Source organism: endosymbiont of Lamellibrachia barhami (assembly GCF_011947365.2).
GTDB lineage: Bacteria > Pseudomonadota > Gammaproteobacteria > Chromatiales > Chromatiaceae > QGON01.
On record NZ_JAAVSH020000001.1, the window covers coordinates 3508447 to 3534205 of the forward strand.

Annotated in this window: 21 protein-coding genes; 19 read left to right on the forward strand and 2 right to left on the reverse strand. The window is 55.8% G+C overall.

All coding sequences use genetic code 11. The features are described from left to right. Positions 1 to 84 precede the first annotated feature (84 nt). From G9Q73_RS16105 to G9Q73_RS16190, 19 genes are all read left to right on the forward strand, one after another. Positions 85 to 2565 carry an EAL domain-containing response regulator gene (locus tag G9Q73_RS16105; protein ID WP_369408911.1) on the forward strand — a complete coding sequence of 827 codons (2481 nt, stop codon included), beginning with the start codon at positions 85 to 87 and terminating at the stop codon, positions 2563 to 2565. 153 nt (positions 2566 to 2718) lie between these two features. Then, positions 2719 to 3117, forward strand: a complete 399-nt coding sequence (locus G9Q73_RS16110; protein ID WP_177420684.1) for a hypothetical protein — start codon at positions 2719 to 2721, stop codon at positions 3115 to 3117. After that, complete coding sequence (locus G9Q73_RS16115; protein WP_246345320.1) at positions 3117 to 4478, forward strand: ABC transporter transmembrane domain-containing protein; 1362 nt, start codon at positions 3117 to 3119, stop codon at positions 4476 to 4478. Before G9Q73_RS16110 ends, G9Q73_RS16115 begins: the two co-directional genes overlap by 1 nt. Before the next feature lie 25 nt (positions 4479 to 4503). Further along, the gene (locus tag G9Q73_RS19820) at positions 4504 to 4668 is read left to right on the forward strand and encodes a hypothetical protein (protein WP_246345322.1); all 165 of its coding nucleotides are present in this window, start codon (positions 4504 to 4506) and stop codon (positions 4666 to 4668) included. A gap of 409 nt (positions 4669 to 5077) precedes the next feature. Then, complete coding sequence (locus G9Q73_RS16120) at positions 5078 to 6004, forward strand: ABC transporter ATP-binding protein (protein ID WP_304956611.1); 927 nt, start codon at positions 5078 to 5080, stop codon at positions 6002 to 6004. Between the two features lie 275 nt (positions 6005 to 6279). Then, positions 6280 to 6540 carry a DUF2782 domain-containing protein gene (locus G9Q73_RS16125; protein WP_369408912.1) on the forward strand — a complete coding sequence of 87 codons (261 nt, stop codon included), beginning with the start codon at positions 6280 to 6282 and terminating at the stop codon, positions 6538 to 6540. A 50-nt stretch (positions 6541 to 6590) separates the two neighbouring features. Next, positions 6591 to 7616 (forward strand): amino acid ABC transporter substrate-binding protein, encoded by a 1026-nt coding sequence (locus tag G9Q73_RS16130; protein ID WP_246345324.1) that lies wholly within the window; start codon positions 6591 to 6593, stop codon positions 7614 to 7616. A 284-nt stretch (positions 7617 to 7900) separates the two neighbouring features. After that, positions 7901 to 8557 (forward strand): riboflavin synthase subunit alpha, encoded by a 657-nt coding sequence (locus tag G9Q73_RS16135; protein ID WP_177420685.1) that lies wholly within the window; start codon positions 7901 to 7903, stop codon positions 8555 to 8557. Between the two features lie 162 nt (positions 8558 to 8719). Further along, entirely contained in the window at positions 8720 to 9922 is a 1203-nt protein-coding gene (locus G9Q73_RS16140; RefSeq protein WP_177420686.1) for a DNA-binding transcriptional response regulator, read from the forward strand. Continuing rightward, entirely contained in the window at positions 9919 to 10350 is a 432-nt protein-coding gene (locus tag G9Q73_RS16145; protein ID WP_304956612.1) for a GTP-binding protein, read from the forward strand. Before G9Q73_RS16140 ends, G9Q73_RS16145 begins: the two co-directional genes overlap by 4 nt. A gap of 394 nt (positions 10351 to 10744) precedes the next feature. Next, the gene (locus G9Q73_RS16150; protein ID WP_177420687.1) at positions 10745 to 12211 is read left to right on the forward strand and encodes a complex I subunit 4 family protein; all 1467 of its coding nucleotides are present in this window, start codon (positions 10745 to 10747) and stop codon (positions 12209 to 12211) included. A 19-nt stretch (positions 12212 to 12230) separates the two neighbouring features. After that, entirely contained in the window at positions 12231 to 15527 is a 3297-nt protein-coding gene (locus G9Q73_RS16155; RefSeq protein WP_177420688.1) for a DUF2309 domain-containing protein, read from the forward strand. Beyond that, complete coding sequence (locus G9Q73_RS16160; RefSeq protein ID WP_177420689.1) at positions 15520 to 17112, forward strand: NADH-quinone oxidoreductase subunit 5 family protein; 1593 nt, start codon at positions 15520 to 15522, stop codon at positions 17110 to 17112. The genes G9Q73_RS16155 and G9Q73_RS16160 overlap by 8 nt, the downstream gene beginning before the upstream one ends. A gap of 10 nt (positions 17113 to 17122) precedes the next feature. Continuing rightward, positions 17123 to 18643 carry a complex I subunit 4 family protein gene (locus G9Q73_RS16165; RefSeq protein ID WP_246345327.1) on the forward strand — a complete coding sequence of 507 codons (1521 nt, stop codon included), beginning with the start codon at positions 17123 to 17125 and terminating at the stop codon, positions 18641 to 18643. Positions 18644 to 18691: 48 nt separating this feature from the next. Continuing rightward, a complete protein-coding gene (locus tag G9Q73_RS16170) occupies positions 18692 to 20203 on the forward strand; it encodes a complex I subunit 4 family protein (protein ID WP_177420690.1) in 1512 nt (503 codons plus the stop codon). Between the two features lie 33 nt (positions 20204 to 20236). Then, entirely contained in the window at positions 20237 to 20824 is a 588-nt protein-coding gene (locus tag G9Q73_RS16175) for a YbhB/YbcL family Raf kinase inhibitor-like protein (protein ID WP_177420691.1), read from the forward strand. Beyond that, positions 20821 to 21372, forward strand: a complete 552-nt coding sequence (locus G9Q73_RS16180; protein WP_177420692.1) for a SprT family zinc-dependent metalloprotease — start codon at positions 20821 to 20823, stop codon at positions 21370 to 21372. The genes G9Q73_RS16175 and G9Q73_RS16180 overlap by 4 nt, the downstream gene beginning before the upstream one ends. 9 nt (positions 21373 to 21381) lie before the next feature. Continuing rightward, positions 21382 to 21693, forward strand: a complete 312-nt coding sequence (locus G9Q73_RS16185) for a hypothetical protein (RefSeq protein WP_177420693.1) — start codon at positions 21382 to 21384, stop codon at positions 21691 to 21693. Positions 21694 to 21737: 44 nt separating this feature from the next. Beyond that, positions 21738 to 23147 carry a dihydrolipoyl dehydrogenase gene (locus G9Q73_RS16190; RefSeq protein WP_177420694.1) on the forward strand — a complete coding sequence of 470 codons (1410 nt, stop codon included), beginning with the start codon at positions 21738 to 21740 and terminating at the stop codon, positions 23145 to 23147. A 275-nt stretch (positions 23148 to 23422) separates the two neighbouring features. On the opposite strand, the gene G9Q73_RS16195 is transcribed toward G9Q73_RS16190, so the two are convergent. Together G9Q73_RS16195 and cmoB are read right to left on the reverse strand one after the other, a co-directional pair. Then, positions 23423 to 24427, reverse strand: a complete 1005-nt coding sequence (locus G9Q73_RS16195) for a polysaccharide deacetylase family protein (protein ID WP_177420695.1) — start codon at positions 24425 to 24427, stop codon at positions 23423 to 23425. 68 nt (positions 24428 to 24495) lie between these two features. Further along, positions 24496 to 25437 (reverse strand): tRNA 5-methoxyuridine(34)/uridine 5-oxyacetic acid(34) synthase CmoB, encoded by a 942-nt coding sequence (cmoB, locus tag G9Q73_RS16200; protein ID WP_304956613.1) that lies wholly within the window; start codon positions 25435 to 25437, stop codon positions 24496 to 24498. Positions 25438 to 25759: the final 322 nt, after the last annotated feature.

Consider the following 25759-nt stretch of genomic DNA (forward strand, 5'->3'; position numbering starts at 1 on the left):
CGTTATCATTCGTCGGGATAACATCCATACCCAGGGACGATATCTTCAAGGCGAATCGACTGTTCCGGGCCGGATTCAAACCCGGTGACTCAGAGTACCCCATTCGATATGAGTAGTGACAACACAGACGTGCGCACCCGCAAGGCAGAACTGCTGCATGCCTTTATGCAGCAGGTTCCCGGGCGGATTGCCGCAATCCTGGAGAACTGGCACCGGCTGGTGCAGAGTGATTGGGATCCTGAGATTTTCGCCAAACTGCGCGAGCGTATCAGCACCATTGCGGAAGCTGCTGACAAGTTTGGAGTCAAGCAGATAGAAAACAGCGCCCAATCACTACAGGCGCATCTGTCACAACACACCGGGACAATGAAAAAACCGGTGCATGACGAGATCGTTACCCTTGACGGGTTGGTACACGCGTTCAAGGACGCGGCCATCGACTCATGCAAGCAGTTGCCGGCGAAACCCCCGACGGAAAGAGAGCAACCTGCCCCCCCCGCATCCACCGAGGCTTGCAGGATCTACCTCCTTGGCATCGATGACTCGCAGATTCCAGGACTAAGCAAACACCTGGAGGCCATGCAATACAAGGTCGGCACGTTTGCCAACGCCTCGGATCTGCTGGAAAAAGCAGCGGGTGGCACCTCTCAAACCTGTGCCCTCATCAGTCATATCCGCTGGTTACCTGAACTCTTCCCTGCATCCAGACAGGGGGGGCTCTGGCACGAACAAGAGGGCAGCAGCACCGGCATGCCTGTCGCGTTCATCGCCGACTCCAGCGATCTGCAGACACGGTTACAGGCGATGCGCACCAATGCCAGTGCCTTCTGGGCCAAACCGGTCGATGCCTATACCATCGCCCAGCGGATGGTTGAGCTGACATCACAGAAGCGCCATGTCCCCTACCGTGTGCTGGTCGTGGAGGATGATCCTGCTCAGGCCGTTTTCGCCACGTCCATTCTCAATAAAGCGGGATTTGATACCCACTCGGTGACTGAGCCTCTGCAGGTAATGGAGGTCCTACACGATTTCAAACCGGACCTGATCCTCATGGATCTCTATATGCCAGGTGCCAGCGGAGCAGAGTTGACTGCGGTAATCCGGGAACAAAATGAGTTCGTCGATACCCCGATCGTCTTTCTCTCGGGAGAGCAGGATCTGGACAAGCAACTCAAGGCCCTCAGCTTCGGCGGCGAGGACTTTCTCTCCAAGCCCATTGGACCAAAGCACCTGATCTCCACCGTGACAAACAGAATCCACCGGGCCAAGGAGATTCACCACAGGCTCGGCATCCCCGACCGTCTTGATAAGGCCACTGGGCTGTTTGCACGTCACTATCTGCTGGAGCGAGTGGAGATGACACTCAGCTCGGACACCCATGTCGCAGATGTTCCCGCAGTGCTCTACATCGAAATCGACAATCCGGAGAAAGCGCTGGACGTCGCCGGCATCGGCGGTATGGATGTCATACTTTCTGAGACCGGCAATATCATTTCCGGATTACTGCAACCGCAGGATGTGTTGGCCCGCTTTGGCGACAGCAGCCTCGGCCTGCTCGCCTGCCGGGACAAAAAAGAGGATCTAGACCAACTGGCTAAGCAACTCTGCGAAACTGTCGCAGATAAAATCATTGAACTGGAACACAACACGATCAGTATAATGGTCAGTGTCGGCATCTGTGTTATCGATGGAAGTAACCAGGATGCCGGCAGCATTATTTCCAAAGGACAATGGGCAAGCCGCATGGCTCACAAGGCCGGCGGCAACCAAGCCTATCTCTACAGCCCACCAAAGGCTGCAAAGGGAGATGAGGAAGATAATCTATGGCTGGCCAATCTGATACAGGAGGCGATGCAGAAAAACCTCTTCCAGATCTATTTTCAGCCTATGGTGTCTCTGCAGGGTTCGGCCAATGCCCACTATCAAACACTGCTGCGCCTGAAATCTCCAAACGGACAGCTGTTGACTGCCGCCACATTCATTTCAGTTGCCGAAGAGCTGGGCGTCATCGGTAAGCTGGATCAATGGACCTCGATGCAGGCAATTTCGATTATCTCTGAAAACAGAGGAAAATCTCAGGAGGTGCGCCTTTTCGTCTCCCAATCCTCCGCCCTGTTGAACGATTTGGAACGTATGTCCTGGTTGCAGGAACAACACAGGACCGGCCGCATTCAGGAGGGTGAACTTACCTTTGAGTTCCGTCTCTCCGATATTATTCACCACTTGAAATCTGCCAAAACCTGTTTCGAGACGCTGCAAAAAATGGGCATAGGCACCTTGTTGACTGGAGTTTCCAATACGCCTGACGATTTACGGACACTCAAACATCTGGCGCTTCGCTTTATCAAAATCGATCGTGCGCTGTTGAACCGGGGCAACAGTGATCTGAAGGAGTTGATTGCTACTGCCCATGGTCTGGGCATCAAGGTTATCGCACCTCAGGTGGAGAACCCCAGCAGCATCGCCAAACTCTGGAGCAGCGGCACCGATTTCGTGCAGGGCAATTTCGTACAACGGCCGGAAAATAACCTGATCTACGATTTTAACGAATCTGTGCTGCAATAAGGCCGGCACAAAAACCTATAATGTAGGATCGATCAAGCGCAGCGGATCGGGTGCCTTTGAATTGGCAGACCCCATGAGATTGCCGGTTCCGCTACGCTTGAACCAGCCTACGTCTCAAACAACAACTATTTCAGTAGAGAAGCTGTTACCGAAATGTTTATTGTAAACCCCAAAGCGATTTCACTGCTCTGCGTACTGTTGTGTGGAATCGCGGTCGGCAATCTCTCTGCGGCCCAGCCGACTTTTTCGCTCTACCCTCATCCCGACCGTTTTGTTATTAACGAGGGGGACGATGCGAAAACCTGTCTGGATCTGGACAAAGAGATCGCCATGCTTGAGCGTCGCACCTACTCCTACAAGCCGCTGTTCTATGAAGATCCCCTTCATGGCGGCGCCATCTGGGCCGGAACCCTCTACTTCCCCCCCGCTTATGGCTATCTCGCCTACTCTGGTGCAGCGGAATATACCGAGCATACCCGTATTCTTGCGGCACGGCGCCGCATAGCGGTTTTGCGGCAGATCAAGGCCTATCGTCGCTGCTACGAAAATTAATGGCTAAAAACAGCGCTCAAACAGCAGTCCGCAACCGGGACTACTCCTGGAATGAACTGACCGGCATGATCCTGCAGCACCGGCAGGAACTGATTGCTGCAAACATCATTGCCATCTTCGGCGCTATTGCTGCGGTACCTGTCCCCCTGCTGATCCCACTGCTCGTGGACGAAGTGCTGCTCAATCAGCCGGGACGTGCAATAGCCATTATCGACAGCCTCTTCCCTGCAAGCTGGCAGGGGGCGACGCTCTATATTCTCGCAGTGTTGGGTCTTACCCTGATACTACGCCTGATCACCCTGATCCTCGGTGTCTGGCAAACCCGCCAGTTCACCTGCATCGCCAAAGATGTCATCTTTCGGATCCGGCGGGATCTGCTGCAACGCCTCGAGCACATCTCCATGTCCGCCTATGAGACCCTCGGCAGCGGCACGGTGGCATCCCACCTGGTAACCGACCTGGATGCAGTGGACAACTTTGTCAGCACGACTACCAGCAAATTTCTTGTGGCGGTGCTCACCATTACCGGCACCGCCCTGGTGCTACTCTGGATAAACTGGCCACTTGCTCTGTTCATCCTGTTGCTGAACCCAATCGTCATCTATTTCACGACGGTTTTCGGCAGGCGGGTAAAGCGCCTGAAAAGAGAGGAGAACTCTGCCTTCCAACTGTTTCAGGAGTCCCTGGAAGAGACCCTCGATGCGATCCAGCAGATCCGCGCCAGCAATCGGGAACGTCACTACATTCAGCGCATCATCGACAAGGCGGAGAGTATTCGTCACCACTCTGCCGCCTTCACCTGGAAGAGTGACGCCGCAGGACGGCTCTCCTTTGTCATCTTTCTTTTCGGCTTCGATATTTTCCGCGCTGTGAGCATGTTCATGGTGCTCTATTCCGACCTCACGATCGGCGAGATGCTGGCTGTCTTTGCCTACCTCTGGTTCATGATGGGGCCGGTGCAGGAGGTGCTGAACGTTCAGTACGCCTACCAGAGCGCACAGGCGGCGTTGAGCCGGATCAATCAAATGATGCGGGTCGACCTGGAACCCGTTTTTCCCCACTTGGAAAACCCGTTCAAAGGTAAAATAACCGTCTCTGTCGAGCTGAAAAACATCCATTTTGCCTATGGCGAGGGGCCTTCCGTACTCAACGATATTTCATTGCTGATCTCCGCCGGAGAGAAGGTCGCACTAGTGGGCGCAAGCGGTGGGGGGAAGACCACACTGGTGCAGATTCTGCTCGGACTCTACCCACCCGCTTCGGGACAGGTGCTGTTCGATGATGTATCAGTCAACCGAATCGGCATGGACGTGGTAAGAGATCATGTGGCAACTGTAAGCCAGAACACCCTGCGCTGCTAAACGACAGTGCGGGTCAATCTCACACTTGGCCGCGACAATTGAACAGAATTCTGCAGAAGCGCTGAAAATCGCCAGCTCGATGCGCGACCATAGAGAGAATGGATCGTGGACTGAGACCCTGATCGTGGTTGCCTTCGGCGTACGTCTCTCCAGGCCAGCGGCAACGGCCATGATTGCCCAGCGGTTCTGACCAACCCCAGTGTGGTCATCCTTGATGAAGCCACCTCCGCCCTGACACTGGCTAAACCGAGGAAACCTCCACTGGCGCTGCAGCAGTTTTGGCGGGTCGCACCACTATCACACGCCCATCGCTTGAGTGCAAACAGGCCGACAGGGTCTTTGGTATTCGAAGACGGCAGGTTGTGGAGCAGGGACGACATGATGAGCTGATCGCAAACAATGACTTTACTCTCTATACAATGGCCAACAGGCAGCAGTAAACTCCATGGAGCTTTAAATAAGCCGCACAATCCTATTCCACTTACAGAAACGGGTAGTCCAGTTCTCAAACCTGTAAGCACCCCCACCATGAAAAGTTAAAGAGCAATATGTAACTGAACGAAGTACAATTCGATATTTTCCGCGCTGTGAGCATGTTCATGGTGCTCTATTCCGACCTCACGATCGGCGAGATGCTGGCTGTCTTTGCCTACCTCTGGTTCATGATGGGACCGGTGCAGGAGGTGCTGAACGTTCAGTACGCCTACCAGAGCGCACAGGCGGCGTTGAGCCGGATCAATCAAATGATGCGAGTCGACCTGGAACCCGTTTTTCCCCACTTGGAAAACCCGTTCAAAGGTAAAACAACCGTCTCTGTCGAGCTGAAAAACATCCATTTTGCCTATGGCGAGGGGCCTTCCGTGCTCAACGATATTTCATTGCTGATCTCCGCCGGAGAGAAGGTCGCACTAGTGGGCGCAAGCGGTGGGGGGAAGACCACACTGGTGCAGATTCTGCTCGGACTCTACCCACCCGCTTCGGGACAGGTGCTGTTCGATGATGTATCAGTCAACCGAATCGGCATGGACGTGGTAAGAGATCATGTGGCAACTGTGCTGCAACACCCTGCGCTGCTAAACGACAGCGTGCGGGTCAATCTCACACTTGGCCGCGACATACCTGAAACAGAACTCTGGCAGGCGCTGAAAATCGCTCAGCTCGATGCGACCATAGAGAGAATGGATCAGGGACTGGAGACCCTGATCGGCCGTTTCGGCGTACGTCTCTCCGGTGGCCAGCGGCAACGGCTGGCGATTGCCCGTATGGTTCTGACCAACCCCAGTGTGGTCATCCTTGATGAAGCCACCTCCGCCCTTGACACTACAACCGAGGGAAACCTCCACTCGGCGCTGCAGCAGTTTTTGGCGGGTCGCACCACTATCATCATCGCCCATCGTTTGAGTGCGGTAAAACAGGCCGACAGGGTTCTGGTATTCGAAGACGGCAGGGTTGTGGAGCAGGGACGACATGATGAGCTGATCGCAAACAATGGACTCTACTCCTCTCTATACGGCCAACAGCAGTAAACCCATGGAGTTTGGGGTCAAGCCGCACAACTCTATTCCACTTGCCAGAAACGCTGTCCAGTTTGACTTCAACCCCTGTAAGCACCCCCACCATGAAAAAGTTAAAGTTGAAGACAGATATAGACGAGTGCGACAATCACCCCGGACCAGCCACGGACGAGATAAGAGCGATAATGTTCAACCAGGCACTCTCTTCACAAGCAAACTGCGCATCAACAATTCCGACTTTAACCGGATTGTGGCCGATTTTAATTATTCTCTGCTGCAGCTCGTTGGTGTTCGCAAACGACCCCCTGCCCCAAACATCGGGGCTGGATCTCTCCGTACCTGACATGGAGCCGGCCGTCACATTGGAGAAACACCACAACCGCACAGTGGAGGAGTACCGCGTCAACAATAATCTCTATATGATCAAAGTGACCCCGAATATCGGCCCCTCATATTATATGGTTGATCCAGACGGCAGCGGCGAAATGGAGATGAAACGCGGCCCAGCCGAAGTCAATGTGCCTAAATGGACACTTTTCAGTTGGTAACTCAGCGCAACCTCAAAACCGGCACATGAGCCAATCAAAACGAGAACACCATGAACAGTAATAGAATCATGCGATGGATAGTGACCGGACTCCTGTTGGCGGCAGCCAGTTCAACCACACTTGCGAATACGCTCGAAACCGTCAAAAAACACGGAACACTACGCTGCGGTGTCAACACAGGCTTGCCTGGATTTGCGCTGAAGAGCAGTTCAGGCCGCTGGGAAGGCATGGACGCCGATTTCTGCCGAGCAGTGGCAGCAGCGGTCTTCGGCGATGCCGAAAAAGTTGAATTTATTCCCCACACAACCAAAACACGTCTGCAGGCATTGCAGAACGGCAGCATCGATCTGCTGGCGCACAACGTCACCTGGACCATGAGCCGTGATCTCGGCACGGGTCTCGACTTTGTCGGCATCTACTATTTTGACGGCCAGGGTTTCATGGTACGCAAGGAGATGAAGGTACGCAGCGCCCTCGCCCTGAATGGCAGCAGCATCTGCGTCCTCGGCGGCACCACAAGTGAGGCCAATGTAAAAGAGTATTTCATCAGGCATCAGATGAAACTCACCTTGGTGAGGTCAGATACCTCACTGGATACACTGAAGAATTTTGAGCAAGGCAAATGCGACGTCCTCACCAGCGATCTGTCACAGCTCTATGCCCTGCGCACCCGCACAAAAAAACCCGGCGATTATAAGGTGCTGCCGGAACCCATTTCCAAGGAACCCCTCGGCCCAGTGGTGCGTGAAGGTGACGATAACTGGCACGACATCGTCCAATGGACGCTGTTTACCCTGATCAACGCCGAGGAGATGGGGGTCAGCTCCCACAACATCGACCGTGTTCTGGAGATCGCACAGACCCCCGAGGTTCTGCGTCTGCTGGGCAAGACGGGCACTGCAGGCAAATCTCTAGGTCTGGAAAACGACTGGTCCTATCAAATCATCCGCAAGGTCGGTAATTACGGCGAGATTTTCGAGCGCAATCTGGGAAAAGACACTCCGCTCAAAATGAAACGTGGATTCAATTCAACCTGGCAAAATGGCGGACTGCTCTACGCGCCTCCCGTGCGGTAATAATCTAGGGCCTGTTAACGCTATGCGGAACCCATCGACAGAGCCCCTTTTTCGCAGGACAAGGCGCACTGAGCGTCGTGTACTTGCGGTACATGAGCGAAAGTGCAACGCAGGCCTGCGGAAAAGGGGCCTGTCCCTCCGGGTTGGCCCTCAAATAAGGCCATACGGCGTTGCACATCGCTTATTTGGAGCAACCAAACTGCGCTCTGTGCGCCTTGTCTGGCATTATTTGAGGACCAACGCTGGGCATCCGCATAGTGTTAACAGGCCCTAGGAGGCCAGCAATGTTTACAGGCATCGTTCAGGGGACAGCAGAAGTCGTCGAGATCATCGAAAAAAGTGGCTTTCGCACCCACAAAATACGTCTGCCAGACAAGCTTCTGGATGGACTGGAACCCGGCGCCTCCGTGGCTCATAACGGTTGCTGTCTGACGGTTACCGGAATCGAGGAAGATCGGGTCAGTTTTGACCTGATGCAGGAGACCCTGCGGGTTACCAATCTCGGCGAGGTGAAAAAGGGCGACCGGGTGAATGTGGAACGAGCCGCCCGCTTCGGAGATGAGATCGGCGGCCATCAAATGTCCGGCCATATCCTCTGCACAGCGATTGTAGTCAATGTGGTCGCAACTGAAAATAATCATCAGGTTCGTTTCAAACTGCCTGATGAGTGGAAGAAATATCTCTTTACCAAAGGATACATCGGCATCGACGGTATCAGTTTGACCATCGGTGAGGTATCCGGCAACGAATTCGAGGTCAACCTGATCCCCGAAACCCTGGCTCGCACCAACATCGGCAGTCGCAAGCCCGGGGACCGGATCAATATCGAGGTAGACCCGCAAACCCAAGCTATCGTTGATACCGTGGAACGGGTTTTGGCAAAGACGCCTAACCCGGTTGATTTTGAGGAAGCAGGTTCCGAGAAGAGAAAACGATTGTAAAATCACGCGCAAATAATCGTCAAGAATACCGCTCCAGCCTCACTTCGCCCTGTTCATTCATCGATTTGTGACGCAAACTATTGCCGATCTGAAACGAACAAAGTCTCGGCTATTCTCCGCGACTCATGTCGTCTTCGTCTTCTATTCCAGATAAGTACTTTGATGCAGGCAAGTGAAACAACCATAGAGGCTCCACCCGTTCGCATCGCAGCATTGGGCGTCGACGAACGCATAAGAAACAGCCTGCGGCTGTTTTTCCATGAATCCTGCAAGGATCGATTTCAACTGGTGGAAGAGGAGACGGCGGACGCCGTCATCATCGATCTCGACCATAAAAAAGGGGTAAGACTGGCACAGGAGCAGCAACGGCTTCACCCCACCACGCCGGTCATAGTAATCTCCCGGGATCCGCGGGAGACAGGCAGCCTCATCAGCCTGCTCAAACCACTGAAAAAACGCAGTCTTGCAAAAGCGCTGTTACGGGCTGAAGCTCAAGCGAAAGACCCACAGAATCTCTCATCAACCCTGCCCAGCCTGCAAATTGCATCAGCGCCTGTCGCGTCTGCTGAAGAGAGTGGTGACGATATCGTCATGGAGGGGGCACCTCCCACCAGCGCAGGCTATCAGATCGCCCGCCACCTTGCGGAAAAGGATATCCAGGCATTTCTGGGGTCAACCCCCGATATCGATACGAACAGTGCCCAACAACAGGCCAATATCCGCTACGACCCGGATAGTTTTTTCCAGGGAAAACTAAGCCAAATCACTGCCATGATGAAACAAAAGGGGCAGGCAGTGCGACTGCAGTTTTCCGATGAAGAGTTCATTGTCCTCTATCCCGACGAGGAGATTGCGCAGATCAATATGAGCGAATCCAGGCTAGGGGCTCTCTCCGCTGTCCCCATATCACCGGGTGGTCTCTCATTCACTTTTTGCGATGATCTCTTCTCACCGGATGATGGAGCTGCGGATTCAGTTATGCGCCTCGACGCTCTCATGTGGAAAACAGCACTTTGGGCCTCGCGGGGCCGTATCCCCTACGAAACCGATCTCCATAAAGCGGTTGCCCTGGATCGCTGGCCAAACCTGACCCGTCTGTTGTTACTGCCCAACACCCTTGAGATTGCCGCACTCTGGGCAGAACAGCCTCACTCGCTCATCGAAACGGCTGCAAAGCTAAAAATCCCGCAGCGCTATGTTTTCGGCTTCTACAGCGCAGTATTTGCCTTGGGGCTGGCAAATACAGGAGAGACGATGAAGAGCCTCGACTATATCCCGATTGCTGCCGATGTAGAGGAAAAACAGCCGGACTCTGCCAGTTGGTTCAGCAACTGGATACCCTTTTTCCGCAGTAAAAACGGATGAAAAAAGACCTCAAAATCATCTTTACCGGGCCGGTGGGGGCAGGCAAAACCACTGCGATCAATGTCATCAGTGATACTGATACCATATCCACCAATGAATCCTCCACGGACGAGTTCCGCTATCGCAAAAACACCACCACAGTCGCAATGGATTACGGCATCATCAACATGGTGGACAGCAAGCGGGTGCATCTCTACGGCACACCCGGTCAAGCGCGTTTCGACTTCATGTGGGACATCCTGATTCAGGGCGGCATGGGACTGGTCCTGCTGGTGGATAATGCCCGCCCCGACCCTCTGGAAGACATGCAGTTTTTTTCTGCAGCGATTCGGGGACTTCATCCAACGTACCCGAGTCGCTATCGGTGTTACCCGGATGGATATTTCCAGTACACCCAGACTGAACGAATACCAGGCATTGTTGAATGACCAGGCGCGAAATATCCCACTTTTCGAAGTGGATGCCAGAGTCAGGCAGGACGTATCCATCCTGCTGCAGTCGTTGCTTCATTCTCTGGATCATCAGAAGCGCGAATAATCAGAGTGTAGGCCGCTCAACCGGCAGCCCGGCAATGCCCTTCGTCACTCCAGAAATGCCCGATCCGCTACGCTTGATCGGGCCTACCCCTCCATTCATTGATTACCATATTAGAAAATATCGATGACTTTTGCGCCATCTCGTGCTATTTTCCTGCATCGGTTTCAAGGTCAGATTTATCGCGTGCCGGCATCCGTCAGCGCGCACTTTGTCAGACCAAAAGGCGCACCGGTCTCGAGGAAAGCCCGGCGTACCTGATATTTTCACCTTCCTGATTGGGTCGTGATGGGTTCGCTCACTCAACTACTGATTACACCTGTCGCCACAGCGGTGCTTATCGCCCTGCTTCCTGGGCAGAATCAACGTCTGATCCGGGGAGTCGCACTCTTCGGCTCTGCCATCGCCTTGCTGCTCTCCTGGCGCTTATTCGCCGGCTTCGATAACTCCCTTGCAGATCTGCAATTCATGGAGATTGTGCCCTGGAACCCGCGCCTCGGCACCTCTTATGCCGTTGGCATCGACGGCATCTCCCTCTCCATGATCCTGCTGGCAACCCTGCTCTGTCTGGTCGCCCTGGCCGCTTCGGCCAGCATCACCAAGCAGGTGAAAGGCTACTACATACTGGTGTTGGTGCTGGAATCCGCCATGCTCGGGGTATTCATGGCCCAGGACTGGTCGCTATTCTATGTCTTCTGGGAGCTGACTCTGATCCCGCTCTTCTTCCTCATCGATCGCTGGGGAGGGAAAAATCGTCAGGGTGCGGCACTCAATTTCGTGCTCTACACCATGGGCGGATCGGTCTTTATGCTGCTTAGCCTGCTGGTGCTTTTCGACACATTGCCGGGCCACTCCTTTGCCATGGATCAGATGCGCGCCGGCGCACATCTGATTTCCGAACAGAAACAGGTCCTGATCTTTTTGGGTTTTCTCATCGGTTTCGGCGTCAAGATGCCGATCTTTCCGATCCACGGCTGGCTGCCGCTGGCCCATGTCGAGGCCCCGAGTCCTATCAGCATCCTGCTCTCCGGCATCCTGTTGAAAATGGGATCCTACGGTCTGATCCGCGCCGCGCAGACCCTGCCCGAGGCCGTCATCTCCCTGCAGGGGGTACTGGTTGCCATCGCGTTGGTAAGTCTGGTCTACGGTGGTCTGTTGGCCTGGCGGCAATGGGACCTGAAACGGATGATCGCCTACTCTTCGGTCAGCCACATGGGTGTGGTATTGCTGGGCATCGCGACCCTCAATTTCGCCGGTCTGACCGGAGCGGTCATGCAGATGATGGCACATGGGTTGGTGGCGGGCGCCACTTTCCTGCTGATCGGACTGCTCTATGAACGCACCCACACGCGCAACATCAACGACTACAGCTCTCTGCTTCGGGTAGCACCACGCTTTGCCTTCTTCACCACGATTGCCTTTATCGGCGCCGTTGGCCTGCCCGGCACTTTTGGTTTTATCGCCGAACTACACGTCCTGGTTGGCGGTTTCGAACGTTGGGGCTGGCTGGTGGTACTGCTGACCCTGGGTGTATTGATCAGCGCTGCCTATGCGATACGCACGATCGGCCGTCTCTTCACCGGGCCTGTTCGGAAGGAGATGCAGGATATCGTTGACCTGCGGCCCAGCGAGATGGCGGCTGCCATCGTGTTGACTGGCGGCATTGTGTTATTGGGCATCTTCCCGGCTCCGGCACTGGAGCTGATATCCGCCTCCATCACCCAGTTGAGCGCCACCTTCGCGGCCCATCTGTAATCAAGCGAGGAGAAAAACTTTGTCCGCCGCCAGCCATGAGACAGATTCCGCCGATATCCGCAGCCGCCTGCACCATGTTATCGAGCACTTCGAGCATGTACTGCCTGGACAGGCGCCGATCAAGGACTTCGTCCACCACAACACGCTGCACGGCTTCCAGCATCTGGAATTCACCGAGGCACTGGCCAAGGCGGAGCGCATCACTGGCGCAAGGGGCTACCTGCCGGATGACCGTTTCCGGGAATTCTACGCTGAGGGGCGCATCACCCTGGAAGATCTGCGGGCCGCCGTAAACGAGACCCCGGCACTGGAGCCAGACGAGATCCTGCTGGAGAATATCGACGGCGCACTGACACATCGTGATGTCACCATTGCCGCGCTGCTCCACCCCCTGAAGACAATTACCGCCTGTCAGTTCAGCTGGCAGATCGAGGAGTTGGATGTCCTGCAACGTTTTCAGTCCGATGTCGACGAAAACACCCGACAACATTTTCTCGAAGCCGCCGCCGAGCAGGGTCTAAGCGACGAAAAGGCCGCCATCTCCGATCTCTGGACCACCTGCCTCGAAACCCTCGGTCTGGAGGAGTTCCACATGCACCCGGAGGAGCTGGTTGATCTCTCTCCGGAGCAGGCGGAGCGCATGTTGCACACCCTGACCATTGAGGACGACAGCTTCAGCAGCGTTCACTACCGGGTGCGAAAAGAATCAGCCAGGCAACTCGACCGAACGCTATCGCGGGTCGGACCGGAAATCACCCTGCGTGGCCTGTTGCTTGAAGTGACCAGCAAGGATCTGCTGGATGAGGTACGTCCACTGCTCATCCGTTTCATCGCCAGTTTTCTCGACCAGGGTCAGGCGGCATGGCAATTCCCCGAGCGGGAAACGGGCTTTTACACCACCTGGCGTCGCAGCGTCGCTGTCTCCCTGACCGGGTTCTTTAACGAAATGCCGGAGTGGCAGGACGAGATCGCAATTCTCGACGAAGACCCAATGGAGGCCGTAGTCTCAGAACTACAGCGCATGGGGTTGCCCAAGGAACATTGGGAATCCTATCTGGAAAGACTCGCTCTGGAACTGCCTGGCTGGTCCGGCATGTTTCTCTATCGCCACAATCACCCCGGCTACGAAGGCTCCCACGATGTCTCCGTGGAGATGTTGGATTACCTCGCGGTACGTTTGGTGATGGAACGCCTTTTCGCCCAGCGGCTGTGCGATCAACAGTGGCAGATTGCGCCCAACCTGGACATGCTGCGCTGGTACTTCCGAAGACGCCGCTCCGAGTTCATGGTGCGCCACAGTTTGCACAACAACCGGCTGCCGGAGTATCTCATCAGCCGTGCGCAACAGCTTGAACTGCAGACACCCACGCCCAGCGATGACTATCCCCAGTGGCGTCAGCTGGCTGACATGATCTGGACATGGCGTCAAAGCCCCGCCTCCGACCGCCCAGCCGGATATTCGGTCTACGGCAGTGCCTGGCAGCTCTTTCGTCTGAGCCAGCATCTGGGACTCATCGGGCAGGATATCGTCAACCTCGGCGAGCAGGGCGTAAAAAAACTCTTTGATTGCCTGCAACGCCTCACTCCCGATACCCAAAGTTTCCTCTGGCTGCAGGCCTACGAGCGCAACTACCGCGAGCAGATCTTCAACGCGATCGTCAACAATGAGGGACGAGGGCGCTGGAAGAGTCGCGAGACCACACCCGCCGCGCAAATCGTCTGGTGCATGGATGATCGTGAAGAGGGCATCCGCCGCCACCTGGAGGTCATCAATCCCGCCATCGAAACCTTCGGCGCGGCTGCCCACTACAACGTCCCGCACAACTGGCGGGGGCTCACCGACGAGAAGATTTCCGGGCTCTGCCCCGTGGTCATGGTGCCGGCGCACGAAATCAGGGAGACAGTGCATCCCGGCGCGGAAGCTCAGGCAAATCAGCGTCATAAACGGCACAAGAAACGGCTTCGACTGAAGGATCTCCTGCATCAGGAGACCCGCCGCAACCTGCTGGGTTCGACTACACTGATCGCGCTGGCCGCCCCTGCCACTCTCGTAATTCTGCTAGCCAAGGTATTGGCGCCGCTAAAGGTTGGCAAACTCTCCGCCAGACTGCGTGAAGCCTACGAAACCACCGTACCCACCGATATCGCCATCACTGCCGCGCCTGACGCGCCAGAAGGTACAATCGAGCACAACCGTCTCGGTTTTTCGGATATGGAACAGGCCGACCGAGTGGAGCTATTTCTGCAAAACATCGGCTTGGTGGATGGCTTCTCACCACTGCCCATCATTATGGGCCACGGTTCCAGCAGCGAGAACAATCCTCACCGCGCCGCTTACGACTGCGGCGCCTGCAGCGGCCGTCACTCCGGTCCCAATGCGCGTATTCTCGCCGCCATCGCCAATCGCCCGGAGATCAGAGAGATCCTGCGTCAACGGGGAATCGATATTCCCAAGAACAGCTGGTTCATCGGCGCCTTCCACAACACCTGCGATGAAAATATCGACTGGCTCGATATGGACAAGGTGCCGAAATCCCACCAGCAGATTCTCTCGGTTATCCAGAGAAATGTGGACGAAGCCTGCCGCCATTCAGCCCATGAACGCTGCCGCAAATTTTTCTCCGCCCCAAAATATCCCGATCTGAAACAGGCGCTTGCCCATATCCAGGGGCGCGGTAACGACTTCAGCCAGGCACGTCCTGAACTGGGCCACGCCACCAACGCCTGCGCCTTCATCGGCCGCCGCTCCATTACCCAGGGTGCCTTCTTCGACCGCCGGGCCTTTCTTATCTCCTACGATCCCACCATCGATCCCAGCGGTGAGATCGTCGAACGTCTGCTGCTGGCCAATGGTCCGGTGGGCGCGGGCATCAGCCTGGAGTATTACTTCTCCACCGTAAACAACGACAAGTACGGTTGTGGTTCCAAGGTAACCCACAATATCACCGGTCTGTTCGGTGTCATGGAGGGGACCAGCTCCGATCTGCGTACTGGCCTGCCCCGGCAGATGATCGAAATCCACGAGGCGATGCGTCTGCAGGTCATCGTGGAGCAGAAGATCGACCTGCTGACTGAGATCTATATGCGCCAACCCCCGCTACAGGAGTTGGTGGGGAAAGGTTGGTTACTACTCAGCGCCAAGGACCCTGACAGCGAGCGAATCGATGTCTTCTATCCCGATAGAGGCTGGGTGCGCTGGGAGGGCCAGGTCAACGAACTGCCGACAGTAAAAGAGTCCGCCGACTGGTATGCAGGGCACATGGAGCCTCTGACACCAGTATTGCTGAAACAACCCGGAGAGACCAGTCATGCCTGAATTCAGCCACTCCGTCTGGTATGCCCCGCTCTTCGCACTGATTCCAATGATACCGCTGCTGCCCCTGTTGGCGGCCGGCTGGATTGGTCTCTCCTATGCCTACGAAGGCAACCGCGGTGAGTCCGGCGAGAAAATCACGGCACGGGTGGCGATTGGCGCCAGTCTTCTCTCCCTGCTCTGCCTTCTGCTGGTCGACCTCTACGCCTTGCTCACCGGACATGCGCCTGGACAGGTGCACATAGTGGAGTGGCTCAACAGCGGCGACTACCACATCAATATCAGCTTCACACTGGATGCCCTGGGCCTATCCATGGCCACCCTGGTGGCAACCATCTCGCTCATCACCCTGCGTTTCTCGGTCAACTACCTGCATCGTGAAGCAGGATTCCAGCGCTTCTTCATGATCCTCTGCCTCTTCATGTCGGCAATGCTGCTGATCGTGATGAGTGGCAGTGCGGTGATGGCGTTCATTGGCTGGGAGTTGGCGGGGGTCAGTTCCTACCTGCTGATTGGTTATGCACTCGACCGTCCCACCGCCACCAACAACGCCACTCGCGCCTTTGTCACCAACCGCATCGGCGATGCAGGCTTCATACTGGCGATCTTCCTTGCATTGACGTGGATCGGTGATGTCGAGTGGCCGAGCATCCTCTCGGGTGTCTCAGAAATGTCGACCCTGACTGCCGGCCTTCTGGCCTTTGGATTCCTGCTCGCCGCTCTGGTGAAATCAGCTCAAGTGCCATTTTCGCCCTGGATCGCCCGCGCGCTGGAAGGCCCAACCCCCTCCAGTGCGGTATTTTACGGCAGCCTGATGGTGCATGCCGGCGTATTCCTGATAATCCGGCTGCAGCCGGTCTTTGAACAGACCCCACTGATGATGCTCTTTCTCGTCATTTTTGGTTTGACGACTGCGCTCTACGGCTATCTGACGGGACTGGTGCAGACAGATGTAAAAAGCATGCTGATCTTCTCCACTATCGCCCAGGTGGGCCTGATGTTCCTGGAGTGCGGTCTCGGCCTGTTTGACCTGGCCGCCTGGCACCTGGCCGCCCACGCGATCTGGCGCGCCTATCAGTTCCTCAGTTCCCCCGCCCATATGCACCTGATGTCACGCCCCACCCGGCCGGTACCGGCTTGGCTGGGTAGACGCCGCTGGCTCTATACCGCCGCCGTCAATCGCTTCTGGCTCGGTTCCATCGGCGATTGGCTGCTGACACGCCCCACCAAAACATTGGCTCAGGACGCGCAGAATTTCGATGACAAGGTCATCATTCCGCTGGTTGGCTTGCCGACCCAGGCAGACGCAATCAGTTCGCTGGCGCAATGGGAGCAACGGAGAGGCGGACACCACCCTCTGGCTGAAGGCGACATTGGGCTGGGCCACGGATTGGCGGGAAAATTGATGGAAGGTATCGCCTCTCTCCTGCACTGGTTCGAGGAGCAGTTGGTGCTGAAGGGCGGCGGCGAGGGACTGATCAATGCGATTCAACGTGTCGGGGGCCAGTTGCAGAAGATCGAAGTGCTGCTGAGTCAACCTCGTTACCTTTTGCTGCTGATCATGGCCACCTTTGCGGTGATTATCTGAGGAGTCCTGAATGATGATGACCGAAATCCATTGGACCGCCCAGTCGACCTACCCGATTCTCACCACGTTGCAGTTGCTGCCACTGGTCGTAATGATGGCAATCCTGACCATGCGTGGAAACCGGCTGGTGCCTTTGATCGGTATTGCCGGCGCGGTAACGGAACTGCTTCTGGCCATCAATCTCTGGCTTAATTACGACACCCATCAGGGCGCCATGCAGTTTGCCGAGCGGGCTGAGCTGTTTGGCCCCCTTGCCTACCACGCCACGGTCGATGGCGTCAGTGTGCTGTTTATCCTGCTCACCGCACTGATTACATTGCTGATGGTGATTTACGGGCAGGTGCGGCAACTGCTGCCCCATGCCTGGTTTCTATCCCTGGTGTTTGCGGTGGAAGCGGCGCTAATGAGTATGTTCGTCACCGTCGATCTGCTCTGGTTCGTTCTGATATCCGTTGTGGAGTTGGGGCTGGTGGGTATTTTGCTCGCCCGCTGGTCGACCTCGCCTGAATCGGAACTTGCCCAGACCCGCTACTACCAATTCATGAGCACCGGCATTCTGTTACTGCTGGTCGGTATCGTCATCCTGGGTTGGAACCATGCAGACGCAACCGGGGGACGCTGGACTTTCGATCTGTTTGAACTCGCCCAGGCGCCTGTCTCAGCCGGGTTTCAATCAGTGGTCTTTTTCCTCTTTTTCTACGGGCTGGCGGTGCGTGTTCCGATCTTCCCGTTACACGGATGGCTTCCACTGGTCGCTGAACACGGCACCGTCGCTGCCGCCCCGGTTTTTCTCATCGGTCTCAAGATCGGTATCTACGGCATGCTGCGCTTTATATTGCCACTAATGCCCGAGGCGGTGATGCAGTGGCATGAGTTCATCGTTACCGTCGCCGTCGTGGGTATCTTCTATGCCGCGCTGTTGGCAATGCTACAGGTCAACCTGCGCCGACTGCTGGCCTTTGCCGTGGTCTCTCATACCAGCGTGCTGGTGATTGGACTGTTCGGTCTCAATCAAATGGCTTTTGAAGGCGCTGTCATGCTGTCGATCAATTTTGGTCTGGCGATCACAACGCTGCTGTTTATGCAGGGTTTCGTCTATCGACGTACCCGGACACTATTGATGGCACGCCTGGGTGGACTCTTCGACAGCATACCTGTAATCGGCATTACATTTCTCATAGCAGGACTCTCCATTGTCGGCATGCCGGGAACCCCAGGTTTTGATGCGGCCCATCTGATGCTTGAGGGGGCCATTCACCGCTATGGCGCATTGATCACCATTGCCGCCGCCCTGGGCAATGTGGTGGCCGCAGGTTTCCTGCTCTGGGCATTCCAGCGTGCTTTTCTTGCACCGCAGGATGAGTCACAGCCTGTACGTAAGGTGGATCCGACCACATCGACGGAACTGCTCATCTCGGGCGTAATGATTCTGGTTCTGCTGGGTGCCGGATTTTACTCCGAACCCTGGCTCGATCTGATCGAGAAATCTCTGGAAGGGCTGAGCGCGCTCTACGCGACGCCTCACGTTTAGACTGTTCATAGGTGGCTATCAGTCACTCAACACTGGAATCGAGAAACGATGGTTGAAACAATCCAGGCACTGACAAACGGCGTTCCGTTGATCAGCCTGCTGATCCTCTCGCTACCGATCGGCGCAGCATTGATCTGGCTGATTCCCGGTAGTGAAAGGTCTCGCTGGGTGGTACTGGCGACGGCGCTTGTCGATCTGGTGCTCGCCACCCTGATACTTCTGGGTTTTGACGCGACACAGAGCGGCTTTCAGTTTATCGAAACGGCGAGCTGGATACCGTCTCTCAATATCCACTACAAAGTGGGCGTGGACGGCGTTTCTGTGCTGTTCCTGCCTTTAACCGTGCTGCTCTTCCTTGGCGTGATTCTCAGCTCATGGACCAGCGTACGCACCCTGCCCCGACTCTACTACACACTGCTGTTGCTGCTGGAAAGCGCGACCTTGGGCATTTTTGTCTCCCTCGACACCATACTCTTTTTCCTTTTCTGGGAACTGACGCTGATCCCGCTCTATTTTCTCATCAGTTTCTGGGGAACCGGTGCAAACCGCCGTTATGCCGCGGTGAAATATACCCTATTCATGATGGCCGGCGGCGTGCCGCTGCTGTTCGGATTCGTGCTGCTCGCCTTCAATCATGCCGAGATTGCCGGGGCCACCTTGCCCGGCGGTTTGGTCTTCGACATGGAAGCCCTGCTCAGCCAGCCGCTGCCCGCTGAAATGCAGACCTTCATCTTCCTGTTGCTGCTGGCAGGTTTTGCCTTCAAAACGCCGATATTTCCCTTCCACACCTGGCTACCGGTGGTCGCCATGGAGGGTCCCATAGCCGTCGCCGCCCTGATGACCGGTCTTAAACTCGGCGCTTACGGCATCATCCGTTTTGTTGTGCCCATGGCGCCGGCTGCTGCCCAGGATTTTCACTGGCTGCTTGCCGGTCTCGGTGTCATCGGCATCCTCTACGGCGCAGTAATGGCCATTGCCCAGACCAACCTGCGGCGCATGCTCGCCTACTCAAGTATCAGTCATGTAGGTCTTGTAATACTGGGTATCGCCTCATTGAACATCCAGGGTATCCAGGGCGCACTGTTCCACCTGCTGAACTTCACCATCGTGGCCGGTGGTCTTTTCATCCTGACCGGTTTTCTGCACCACCGGACCGGTTCCACCGATATCATCAGCCTGGGGGGTGTTGCCCAGCGGATGCCTCTGCTGACCGCGTTCTTCTTCATTTTCGGACTCGCCAGTATGGGGGTTCCGGGTACCAGCGGTTTTCCGGCTGAATTCCTGGTACTGGTCAGCGCCCTTGAGACCCATACCGGGGCCGGTTTGGCGGCGCTCTTTGGGGTTGTGCTGAGCGCAGGTTACTTCCTGTCGATCTATCGACGCGCCTTTCTAGGCCCCATCACCTCTCCAGTGGTTGATGATGCCCTGGATCTACGCCACCGTGAACTTTTGCTGGTAAGCGTCATGGGACTGCTTATCCTCACAGCAGGACTCTACCCGAATGCAGTGCTCGACCTGACCCGGGTGGCGAGCGAGCAATGGGTAGCAGGAATGAGATAGAATCGCTTGGAGAAAAACTCACGGGAGGAGAGCATGCGAGCCATTTCCACCATTACCCTTTTGCTTTTGGCATCTGCTGCCCTGGCGGAGCAGTCGTTTCAACTGACAAGTCCCGACATCAAGACAGGCGTGATGCTGGACAACGCACAGGTTTTCAATGGTTTCGGTTGCAACGGCGACAATATCTCTCCCCAGCTCGACTGGTTCGGCGCCCCGGAGAACACAAAGAGTTTCGCCGTAACGGTTTATGACCCCGATGCGCCAACCGGCAGCGGCTGGTGGCACTGGGTGATTTTCAATATTCCCACCAATGCCGTTGGACTGGCCCGCAATGCGGGTAACCCAACATCCCATCTGGCGCCGGAAAGCAGCGTCCAGAGTCGCACTGACTTCGGCAGTGCGGGATTTGGTGGCGCCTGTCCTCCGAAAGGGCACGGCAAACATCATTACCAGTTCAAGGTTCATGCCCTGAATGTTGAAAGGCTTGACATCGGCCCCGACAGCAGTGGGGCACTGGCAGGCTACTCTATCAACGCCCATCAGCTGGGCGTGGCGGAGATCGAGGCGATCTATGAACGTCCAGCCTCCCCTCTACCACCGGTAAATTTCAACGTAAAATGAGTCGATTCAAACACTCGAAACAGGCAACCGACAAGACAATCGACGCATTGCAGCGAACCGTGCTGGTCCGCATCAAAGCCCTGCTGAAACAGGCTGGACACCACTTTGGGCGGCCTGTCCCCGAGGTAAAAACCAATTTCGACCTGAAAGGCCAGGCTGCGGGAATGGTCCGTTTTCCCGCTTTGGGCAAGCCGCAAATCCGTTACAACGCCCTTCTCCTGAATGAAAATGCCGAGGATTTCCTCAAACGAACCGTTCCTCATGAAGTAGCCCATGTCATCGCCCGTGTATATTACGGCAGAAACATCCGTCCTCACGGTCCCGAGTGGCAGTCGGTCATGCAATTTTTTGGTGCCGATGCGAGCCGCTGCCACAGTTACGATACTCAACGCTCCTCGACCAGGAAGCTCCAACAATTCCGTTATGTCTGCGACTGTACCGAGCATCTGTTGACCAGCATCCGGCACAAGCGAAGCCTGGCCGGTCAGCACTACCGCTGTCGAAAGTGCAAAAATCCACTAAAGTTGGTGGTAAGCACCGATATGTGAGAGATCTCTTTGAAAACCATGCTGGTAACCCTATTGCTGACACTCTGGTCTCAGCAAACCTACGCCTTTTTTTGCTTTACCTTCTATGGGGGTGGCACAGAGCGGCATTACCGTCAGCGAGTTTGGTTACCTCCTGCCTATTTTCCACCTGCTCCCCTCAGTCCAGGCTATCCGCTGGAGAGTGATCCTCAGCCACCCCCGATCCGCCCGGCACAAAAACCCGTCGAACAGGAGGTGGAGATCATCAATGGCTATCGCTTTCGAGCGCTTGGTAGAAACCGCACTAACGAACAGGCTAAAATCCCCCGTCTCAACCATTAAAATCATCTGATCATTTTTTAGAAAGCATACTTTAGGAGTTTTCCGTGGCAGAAAAGAACGTTGATGTTGCCATCATCGGTTCCGGCACCGCCGGTCTGAACGCAACCAGTAAGGTCGGTCCCGCCGGCAAGAGTTTTGTGCTGATCAATGGCGGAGAGCCGGGCACCACCTGCGCACGGGTCGGCTGCATGCCCTCGAAGGCACTGATTCAGGTGGCAGAGGACTACCACCGACGCACCCATCTTGGCCGCTACGGGGTGGATGGCCACGAAGCGTTGACCATCGATATTCCCGAGGCGATGGAACATGTGCAGGATATGCGGGACAACTTTGTCGACCGGGTACTCTCCAACAGCACCGATAACATGGGTGAGAAGTTTATCGAGGCCTATGCAAAATTTGTCGACCCCCACACCCTGGAACTCGATAACGGCGACCGCATCCATGCAGAAAAGATCGTCATCGCCACCGGCTCACGTCCGGTAGTGCCAAAAGCCTGGCAGGCATTCGGTAACAAAGTGATAACCACCGACAGCTTCTTCGAGCTGGAAAATCTCCCCGAATCCATGGCCATCATAGGACTGGGCGTGATCGGCCTCGAACTGGGTCAATCCATCAGCCGTCTCGGTGTCGATGTCACCGGTTTCGACCTCGCAGAGCAGATCGGTGGAATCACCGACCCTGAAGTCAGCAATGTCGCTTTGGAGATCATGCGTCGGGAGTTTCCCATCCATCTTGGAACTGCCGTGGAGATTAGCGAAGAGGGAGACAAACTGCGGGTCACCGCAGGTGACACCTCGGTGGTGGTGGATAAGGTTCTGGCCAGCATGGGCCGAATACCCAACGTGGACAATCTGGCCCTGGAAAACGCCGGTATCGAACTGGATGAACGCGGCGTCCCCCACTACAACCCCAACACCATGCAGATTGGCGACTCCCATATCTTTATCGCCGGTGACATGAACGGTGACCGTCAGATCCTGCACGAGGCCGGCGACGAGGGAAAGATCGCCGGTTACAACGCGGCCAATGACACGGTGCAGGGTTTCAAACGTAAGGTTCCCCTGGCGATCACCTTCTCAGATCCCAACATCTGCCTGGCGGGTGCGCGTTATTCGGAGCTTGACCCGGAAACCACCGCCATCGGCGAGGTACGTCTGAATCCGGTCGGCCGCGCCATGATCATGGGGCAGAATCGGGGCATCATCCGGGTGTACGGCGACAAGGCGACCGGCCGGATGCTGGGGGTAGAGATGATCAGTGTACGGGGAGAAAACCTGGGGCACCTGTTGAGCTGGGCGATCACCCAGGAGTTAAGCATCGGCGATCTGTTACGCATGCCCTTCTATCATCCCGTGATCGAAGAGGCGTTACAGGCGGCGCTCAACAACCTCTATGCCAAGGTCGAGAGCAAGAACGAAGGGCCGATCAAGGAGTTGATTCCGCTGGACTAATCTCCGCTCAAAAGGGCTGCATCCTCTGTTCTGAATGTAGGCCCGATCAAGCGCAGCGGATCGGGCGCTTCAGGGTTGCCGGTTCCGCTTCGCTTGAACCGGCCTGCCCCCCCCTTTACGGTTTCAGCCCCTTAAAATCCTGGAAGGTCACAGGTTCGATCTCAGGATGCGCCAGCAGCCACATTCTCTATTCTGTACGTAGGCCCGATCAAGCGCAGCGGATCGGGCGCTTCAGGGTTGTCGGCTCCGCTTCGCTTGAACCGGCCTGCCCCCCTTTACGGTTTCAGCCCCTTAAAATCCTGGAAGGTCACAGGTTCGATCTCGGGATGCGCCAGCAGAAACGCTTCGAGTTTTTTCAGTGAATAGGGGCTCATCGCCTTGGGGTGTCCCATCACGTTGAAGATCGCCTCGCGCCCGGAGGCCAGCAGGCTCCTATAGGACTTCTCCAGCAGACCGGCCTTGGCGCCATCGATGGAGGTGACGGTGTTGGTGACCTTGGTCAGAAGCTCCCGATAATAGGCGGCATTGGCCACCATGGCAGCGCCATCACCATAGGGTTTGAAATCCCCCCGCGCAAACTTTTTGATGAATACCATCTTCCAGTAAAAAGAGGGCCAAACCCTGCAGGCGGTGATGGGAATCTCCAGGAAACGTCCCCGTTCCACCTCTTTGACCGGATCACTTTCGAACCGCCAGAGAGACTTTTTCGGTGCGCCACGAAAGTCAAAACCCCGTATATCGTCCGGCGACATACCCTCTTCGTAGACCGTGCTATCGAGCCAGATACCCTGATTATGGAGCGCATCGCCGATAAAATCGAAGGGCTGTATGCACCAGCCGCCGGCACGGTAGGCAAAAATTGAGTCGCCCACGATATCGGTCAGCGCTTTTTTATAACGTGCGACGATCTCCTCGACCGCCTCGGGTGCATAGTCATGCAGACGGTAGCGACTCGTGTCGATTCGCCAGCCGCCATCCACGTACTCCGTATCTTCCCAGTGGGGGTGGATATGCAGCTGCACATCATGCCCATCCTTCGTAAGCCGGTGAAGCTGCTCACTGATAACGGCGTAATCCTGCTGCAAATCTTCATTATCAGACGCAGTACGCTTCAGCTTGTCCAGATAACCGGCATCCACAAAAAGCGTAAGCTTGGCACCAAAACGATCGGCCAGTTTTGCCAATTCATCGATGGGGTGGATCATGCAATTGTGGACACTGCCCACTTCCCGACCGAAGAAGAGCTCATAATCCAGGGTAATAAGCAGACGCGTGCCCATCAAAAACTATCCGTACCAACCAAATCGGTCATTATCGCAAAACTTACCGGTTCCTGGGCAAATTTTTGTCACGCGTCTGCCAGGAATATCGCCCGGCGCGGTGCTGGCAGGCCTTCAATAGTCAGTGAGGCATCCTGCGGGTCGAGGTAGTCCGCCAGAGACTCAAACTGCATCCATTCAGTGGATCGCTGCTCCTCCACAGAGGTTCGGCCCACATCGATCAGACGGATATTGCGAAATCCCGCCCGCCGCAACCAGCTCTCAAGGGTTGCAGGCGAGGGCAGAAACCAGACGTTGCGCATCTTGGCGTAACGTCCCTCCGGCACCAGCACCTCCCCCAGTCCCCCTTCGATGACCAGGGTCTCCAGCACCAGCTCCCCACCCTTGCGCAAACAGCCTTTCAGTTCCGACAGATGCGCAAATGGGGAGCGGCGATGGTAGAGAATCCCCATGGAAAAAACCGTATCAAAAGCCTGTAGATTGGGGGGAAGATCCTCGATACCCAGGGGCAGCACCTCCACCGGGAATTGCCCTCCCAGGAAGTGACGGATCGCCTCGAACTGTTTGACGAAAAGCTGCGTGGGGTCGATGCCGATCACCTGTCTGGCGCCCTCCCCAACCATGCGCCAGCAGTGGTAGCCGTTACCACAGCCCACATCCAGCACCAACCGGTCCCGTAAAGGTTGGATGTAGCCCTGCAGGCGCGCCCATTTCCAGTCTGAACGCCACTCTGTGTCAAGCCGGATACCGACAATGTCAAATGGCCCTTTGCGCCAGGGATGGAGCTGTTTCAGCAGACCAGCGGTCTGCTGCAGAATTTCCTCGTCACACGTCTGCTCCGTCCTGATTGTCACTGCACTGGAGTTAAGATCGATCTGTGAGGGTTCGATGGAAGGCAGTGCGGCGATCGCCTCAGACCACTTCTGCATATCGCCGTGGGACCGCTCCCTCCAGACAGACTCAATCTGTGCTGGCAACTGTTCCAGCCAACGCCCCAGGGGCGTTCTCATCAGGGGGACCATCCACTGCCAATCGCCGTTCATTTGATGGCCAGCAGAGAGACGAAATTGAAACATTGAAACCAGACTTCCACGGTATTGAAGCCGGCGAAACAGTCTGTCCTGATGGGTAGCCAGGGTTTGGGAGCAGCACACATTCTCAGGGCGGTACGCTTCTGGCTAATCTCTCAGATCCGAGGTAGCCCTGGCCTTTTTGAGCATGGTGTGCATGTCGGTAAAAAGGGCCTGCGCCTGAGAGGGCTTTCCCAAAGGCAATCTTTTCCAGCAACGCAAAATTCCATTGGCAGCATACCGTCGAGCAATACGTAACCCC

Bases quoted from the DNA above. Each gene is read 5' to 3' on its own strand.
- G9Q73_RS16110 (WP_177420684.1), top strand. From the start codon at position 2,719: ATGTTTATTGTAAACCCCAAAGCGATTTCACTGCTCTGCGTACTGTTG.
- G9Q73_RS16115 (WP_246345320.1), top strand. From the start codon at position 3,117: ATGGCTAAAAACAGCGCTCAAACAGCAGTCCGCAACCGGGACTACTCC.
- G9Q73_RS16120 (WP_304956611.1), top strand. From the start codon at position 5,078: ATGGTGCTCTATTCCGACCTCACGATCGGCGAGATGCTGGCTGTCTTT.
- G9Q73_RS16130 (WP_246345324.1), top strand. From the start codon at position 6,591: ATGAACAGTAATAGAATCATGCGATGGATAGTGACCGGACTCCTGTTG.
- G9Q73_RS16135 (WP_177420685.1), top strand. From the start codon at position 7,901: ATGTTTACAGGCATCGTTCAGGGGACAGCAGAAGTCGTCGAGATCATC.
- G9Q73_RS16140 (WP_177420686.1), top strand. From the start codon at position 8,720: ATGCAGGCAAGTGAAACAACCATAGAGGCTCCACCCGTTCGCATCGCA.
- G9Q73_RS16145 (WP_304956612.1), top strand. From the start codon at position 9,919: ATGAAAAAAGACCTCAAAATCATCTTTACCGGGCCGGTGGGGGCAGGC.
- G9Q73_RS16150 (WP_177420687.1), top strand. From the start codon at position 10,745: ATGGGTTCGCTCACTCAACTACTGATTACACCTGTCGCCACAGCGGTG.
- G9Q73_RS16160 (WP_177420689.1), top strand. From the start codon at position 15,520: ATGCCTGAATTCAGCCACTCCGTCTGGTATGCCCCGCTCTTCGCACTG.
- G9Q73_RS16165 (WP_246345327.1), top strand. From the start codon at position 17,123: ATGATGATGACCGAAATCCATTGGACCGCCCAGTCGACCTACCCGATT.
- G9Q73_RS16170 (WP_177420690.1), top strand. From the start codon at position 18,692: ATGGTTGAAACAATCCAGGCACTGACAAACGGCGTTCCGTTGATCAGC.
- G9Q73_RS16175 (WP_177420691.1), top strand. From the start codon at position 20,237: ATGCGAGCCATTTCCACCATTACCCTTTTGCTTTTGGCATCTGCTGCC.
- G9Q73_RS16180 (WP_177420692.1), top strand. From the start codon at position 20,821: ATGAGTCGATTCAAACACTCGAAACAGGCAACCGACAAGACAATCGAC.
- G9Q73_RS16195 (WP_177420695.1), bottom strand. From the start codon at position 24,427: ATGGGCACGCGTCTGCTTATTACCCTGGATTATGAGCTCTTCTTCGGT.
- cmoB (WP_304956613.1), bottom strand. From the start codon at position 25,437: ATGAGAACGCCCCTGGGGCGTTGGCTGGAACAGTTGCCAGCACAGATT.